Consider the following 4,805-nt stretch of genomic DNA (forward strand, 5'->3'; position numbering starts at 1 on the left):
CGGGGCCGGCGCCGCCGGGGCCGGCGCCGCGCTGCTCGCGCCACCGCGCCCACCCGTGCGCCAGCACCGCGACCGTCAGGGGCAGCGCGACGGCACGCGTCAGCCCGAGGGCGAGCACGACGGGGACGGCGAGCAGGTAGCGCCGCCGCATGACGCACCACAGCGCGCACGCGAGCAGCAGCAGCGCGAGCGACTCGGTGTAGGCCACCTGGAGCACCGGCGCGGCCGCCCCGGTGGTGAGCACCGCCACGGTCACCAGCGGCACGTGGCGCCGGACCCCCTCGGGCAGGCGGGCGCCGCCGCCGGACCCCGCCGCTCCGCCCGGCACCACCCGGCCCGGCACCGGGAGCGCCGGCGAGGCCAGCCCGAGCGAGACCGCCCGGTGCACGGCGAGCATCGCCGCGGCGCCGAGCACCAGCGACAGCGTCGGGGCCGCGACCTGCCACGGCTGCCCGGTGAGGACGGTGACGAGCCGGACGAGCGCCGGGTAGAGCGGGAAGAAGGCCCACGCGTTCTGCTGCACGCGGCCGTCCTCCCCGAGCGGCAGCTCGGCGGGGTAGCCCTGCTCGGCGATGGTCCGGTACCAGCTCGCGTCCCACATCAGGCCCGTGTACTGCGGGTACGACGGCGACGCGGGCGTCCAGAGGTTCTCTGCCTGGCGCTCCGCGACGACCAGGAGCAGCACGGCGGTGACGGCGCGCGCGGCGGCGTGGACAGCGAGCACCTGCGCCCACCAGGGCCAGCTCGCCGGCGACCACCTCGCACGCTCCGGGACGTCCTGCGCCCCCGCCGCGCGAGCCCCGGTCACGCGAGCCCGCGCACCGCTCGGGCCGGCGGCAGGTCGCCGCGCACGACCGCGACCATCTCGGCGACGCGCCGGGTCGCGCGCACGTCGTGCGCCCGGAAGACGGTCGCACCGAGCCACGCGGCCACCGCCGTGGCGGCCAGCGTGCCCTCGAGACGCTCCTCGACGGGCAGGTCGAGGGACTCCCCCACGAAGTCCTTGCGGCTCAGGGCCATGAGCACGGGGAACCCGAGGCCCACGAGGGCACCCGTCCAGCGCGTCAGGTGCAGCGAGTGCCACGTCGTCTTGCCGAAGTCGTGCGTCGGGTCGACGAGCACCGACGCGGGGTCGACGCCGGCGGCGACCGCACGCGCCGCCGCCGCGCCGAGCGTCGCCAGGACGTCCTGGACGACGCCGTCGCGGGGGTCGGTCCCGACGCCGGCACCGGCGCCGGTCGCGTCCGAGGGCGGCGCGAGCGGGTACTCGGGCCGCAGCGGGTCGGTGCGCGGCGGCAGGCCGCCCGTGTGCGAGCACACCAGGCCCATGCCGTGACGCGCCGCGACATCGACCAACGTCGGGTCGTACCCCGCCCAGGTGTCGTTGACGAGGTCCGCCCCGGCCTGCGCCGCGGCCGTCGCGACCTCCCCGCGCCAGGTGTCGACGCTGATCGGCAGGTCGGGGAACGCGCGCCGCACCGCCGCGACCAGGGGCACCACGCGCCGGATCTCCTCGGCGACGTCGACCTCGGCGCCCCGGCCCGCACGCACCCCGCCGATGTCCACGAGGTCGGCGCCGTCCGCGACGGCGCGTGCGACGGCCGCGAGCGCGGCGTCGTCGTCGGCCGCGCGTGCCGCCGCGTAGAAGGAGTCCGGCGTCCGGTTCACGACGGCCATGACGGCCGGGCGACCCGGCGCCAGGACCCGCCCTCGCAGGCGCAGCGGCACGCCCGGCGGCGGGACGTGGCTCACGCGGGCGAGGCGCCCGAGCCGGCGCGCATCGCCTCCTGCTCGGCGGCGGCGTTCGCGCGCACGGCCTCCTCCTCGGCGCGCAGGCGCGCGCTGTGCTCGCACACGAGCCGCACGGCCTCGCCCGGGTCGTCGACGAGCTGGATGAGGTCGAGGTCCTTCGCGCTGATCGTGCCGCGCTCGAGGACCGGACCTCGCAGCCAGTCGATGAGGCCCTGCCAGTAGGAGGTGCCCACGAGCACGATCGGGAACTCCGTGACCTTGTGGGTCTGCACGAGCGTCAGGGACTCGAAGAGCTCGTCGAAGGTCCCGAAGCCGCCCGGGAGGACGACGAAGCCCTGCGCGTACTTGACGAACATCGTCTTGCGCGCGAAGAAGTAGCGGAAGTTGACGCCCAGGTCGACCCAGCGGTTCATGCCCTGCTCGAAGGGCAGCTCGATCCCGAGGCCGACGGAGAGCCCGCCCGCCTCGGACGCGCCCTTGTTGGCCGCCTCCATGATCCCCGGGCCGCCACCGGTGATGACGGCGTACCCGGCCTCGACGAGGCCGCGACCGATCTGCACGCCGAGCTCGTAGTCGGGTGCGCCGGGCTTCGTCCGGGCCGAGCCGAACACGCTCACGGCCGGACCGACCTCGGCCAGGGCCCCGAAGCCCTCCACGAACTCGCTCTGGATGCGCATCACGCGCCACGGGTCGGAGTGCACCCAGTCCGCGTCGGTGCCGTGCGCGAGCAGGTTCTGGTCACTCGTGGTCTGGGGCACCATCCCGCGGCGCAGGAGCACCGGGCCCTTGCGGTAACCGCCCGTCAGGTTGTCGTCTGCCTCACCGTTCGCGTGCGTCATGCCCCCGACTCTAGGAGGTCAGCCAGGCCCGGAGCCCGTCGGCGCACGCCTGGATCTGGTCCGTCGGGCACCGCTCGTCGTCGGCGTGGGCGAGCGTCGGGTCACCGGGGCCGAAGTTCACGGCGGGGACACCGAGCTCGGAGAAGCGTGCGACGTCCGTCCAGCCCTCCTTGGCCGCCGGCGGCCGGCCCGACAGGCCCGCGACGGCCGCCGCGAACGCGGCAGCGGCGGGGTGGTCGAGCCCCGGGCGCGCCCCGGGCGCGCCGTCGGTGAACGTCACCTCGAACCCGTCGAAGACCGAGCGCACGTGCGCCTGCGCCGCCTCGAGGCTCCGCTCCGGCGCGAAGCGGTAGTTGACCGTCACCACGCACTCGTCCGGGATGACGTTGCCCGCGATGCCCCCCGAGATCGCCACCGCGTTCAGGCCCTCGCGGTAGACGAGGCCGTCGACGTCGACGGCGCGGGGCTCGTACTCGGCCAGGCGCGCGAGGACGGGCGCCGCGCCGTGGATCGCGTTGACGCCCAGCCACGCGCGACCCGAGTGGGCGGCCCGTCCCGTCACCCGGACCTGCGCCCGCAACGTCCCGTTGCAGCCGCCCTCGATCGCGGCCGCCGTGGGCTCGCACAGGACGGCGAAGTCCCCCCGCACCCACTGCGGGTGCTCGCGCACGAGCCGGCCGAGCCCGTTGCGGTCCGCGTCGACCTCCTCGTTGTCGTAGAACACCCAGGTGACGTCCCGCGTCGGGCGGGAGACGGCAGCGGCGACCGCGAGCTGGACCGCCACGCCACCCTTCATGTCGACCGACCCACGCCCCCACAGCTCCGTGCCGCCGTCCGGGGTCGGCCGCAGCTCGCTCGGCAGGTTCCCGGCGACCGGGACGGTGTCGAGGTGCCCGGCGATCACCACCCGCTCGGCGTGCCCGGCGTTCGTGCGTGCCACCACCGCGTCGCCGTCGCGCAGCACCTCCAGGTGCGGCACCGTCCGCAGGGCGGCCTCGACGGCGTCGGCGAGCGACGCCTCGGAGCCGCTGACCGAGGGGATGTCGCACAGCGCCCGGGCGAGGTGCACGACGTCGCCGCGGAGGTCCAGGACGGGGGTACCGGTGCTCATGGCCCGACCCTACGACCGTCTCGCGGAGCAGGACGGCGCACGTCCGCGATCTACGCTGGCTGCATGACCCGCACCGCCTGGGCCCACGGGCTGGCCACCGTCACACCCGAGGGCACCGTCCTGGACGTCTGGTACCCCCGCCCCGTGCTGGGCACGCCGCCCTCCGACGGGTCCGACGACGCCGAGCGCTCCGCCCTGCGCGCGCTCGAGGGCACCGACGCCGCGCGGCGCGTGCGCACGCAGCTCGTGACGGCCCACGTCGACCTCGACGAGCCCCCGACGGACACGGTGGACGGCTACCTGCGCCTGCACCTGCTCTCCCACCGCCTCGTGCGGCCCAACGCGCAGAACCTCGACGGGCTCTTCGGGGTCCTCCCGAACGTCGTGTGGACCGACCGCGGTCCCTGCGCGGTCGACGGGTTCGAGGACACGCGCCTGCGCCTGCGTGCCGCCCACGGCGTCGCGCCGACCGTCCACGGCGTCGACAAGTTCCCGCGCATGGTCGACTACGTGCTGCCGAGCGGGGTGCGGATCGCCGACGCCGACCGCGTGCGTCTGGGGGCCCACCTCGCCGAGGGGACGACAGTCATGCACGAGGGCTTCGTCAACTTCAACGCCGGGACCCTGGGCGTGTGCATGGTCGAGGGCCGCATCTCGCAGGGCGTCGTGGTGGGAGACGGCAGCGACGTCGGCGGGGGCGCGTCCATCATGGGGACGCTCTCGGGCGGCGGGCGCGAGACGATCTCGATCGGCCGCCGCTCGCTCCTCGGCGCCAACTCCGGGCTCGGGATCCCCCTGGGCGACGACTGCGTCGTCGAGGCAGGGCTGTACCTGACCGCGGGCACCAAGGTCACCCTGGTCGGCGACGGCTCGGCCACCGTCGTCGCCGCGCGCGAGCTGGCCGGCCGCGACGGCGTGCTGTTCCGCCGCAACTCGGTCACCGGCGCGGTCGAGGCTCTCGCCCGGACGGGTACGGGCATCGCCCTCAACCCGGACCTGCACGCCAACTGATGCCGTCGCGCCCCCCGCAGCGCCCCGTCGCCGCCGCGCCGCGGACCGCGTCGCCCCCGCGCGTCACGACGCCCGCGCCGGCCGCGGCTGCG

At 76.0% G+C, this 4,805-nt stretch carries 4 protein-coding genes and 1 pseudogene; 1 reads left to right on the forward strand and 4 read right to left on the reverse strand.

The annotated features are described in order from the left end of the window. From IDM29_RS14980 to dapE, 4 genes and pseudogenes are all read right to left on the reverse strand, one after another. A pseudogene (locus tag IDM29_RS14980) lies at positions 1-724 on the reverse strand (hypothetical protein); the annotation flags it as partial. 80 nt (positions 725-804) lie between these two features. Next, positions 805-1,752, reverse strand: a complete 948-nt coding sequence (gene folP, locus IDM29_RS14985; protein WP_255491777.1) for a dihydropteroate synthase — start codon at positions 1,750-1,752, stop codon at positions 805-807. Then, positions 1,749-2,591 carry a TIGR00730 family Rossman fold protein gene (locus tag IDM29_RS14990; RefSeq protein WP_182113328.1) on the reverse strand — a complete coding sequence of 281 codons (843 nt, stop codon included), beginning with the start codon at positions 2,589-2,591 and terminating at the stop codon, positions 1,749-1,751. The genes folP and IDM29_RS14990 overlap by 4 nt, the downstream gene beginning before the upstream one ends. 10 nt (positions 2,592-2,601) lie before the next feature. Then, positions 2,602-3,702, reverse strand: a complete 1,101-nt coding sequence (dapE, locus tag IDM29_RS14995; RefSeq protein WP_182113327.1) for a succinyl-diaminopimelate desuccinylase — start codon at positions 3,700-3,702, stop codon at positions 2,602-2,604. A 63-nt stretch (positions 3,703-3,765) separates the two neighbouring features. Between dapE and dapD the strand changes: the two genes are divergently transcribed. Continuing rightward, on the forward strand, positions 3,766-4,713 hold the full coding sequence (gene dapD / locus IDM29_RS15000) for a 2,3,4,5-tetrahydropyridine-2,6-dicarboxylate N-succinyltransferase (RefSeq protein ID WP_182113326.1): 948 nt from the start codon (positions 3,766-3,768) through the stop codon (positions 4,711-4,713). Positions 4,714-4,805 lie beyond the last annotated feature (92 nt).

This window comes from Actinotalea sp. JY-7885 (assembly GCF_014525465.1).
GTDB lineage: Bacteria > Actinomycetota > Actinomycetes > Actinomycetales > Cellulomonadaceae > Actinotalea.

Coding starts and splice junctions, on each gene's coding strand:
- IDM29_RS14990 (WP_182113328.1), bottom strand. CDS start 2,591: ATGACGCACGCGAACGGTGAGGCAGACGACAACCTGACGGGCGGTTAC.
- dapD (WP_182113326.1), top strand. CDS start 3,766: ATGACCCGCACCGCCTGGGCCCACGGGCTGGCCACCGTCACACCCGAG.
- dapE (WP_182113327.1), bottom strand. CDS start 3,702: ATGAGCACCGGTACCCCCGTCCTGGACCTCCGCGGCGACGTCGTGCAC.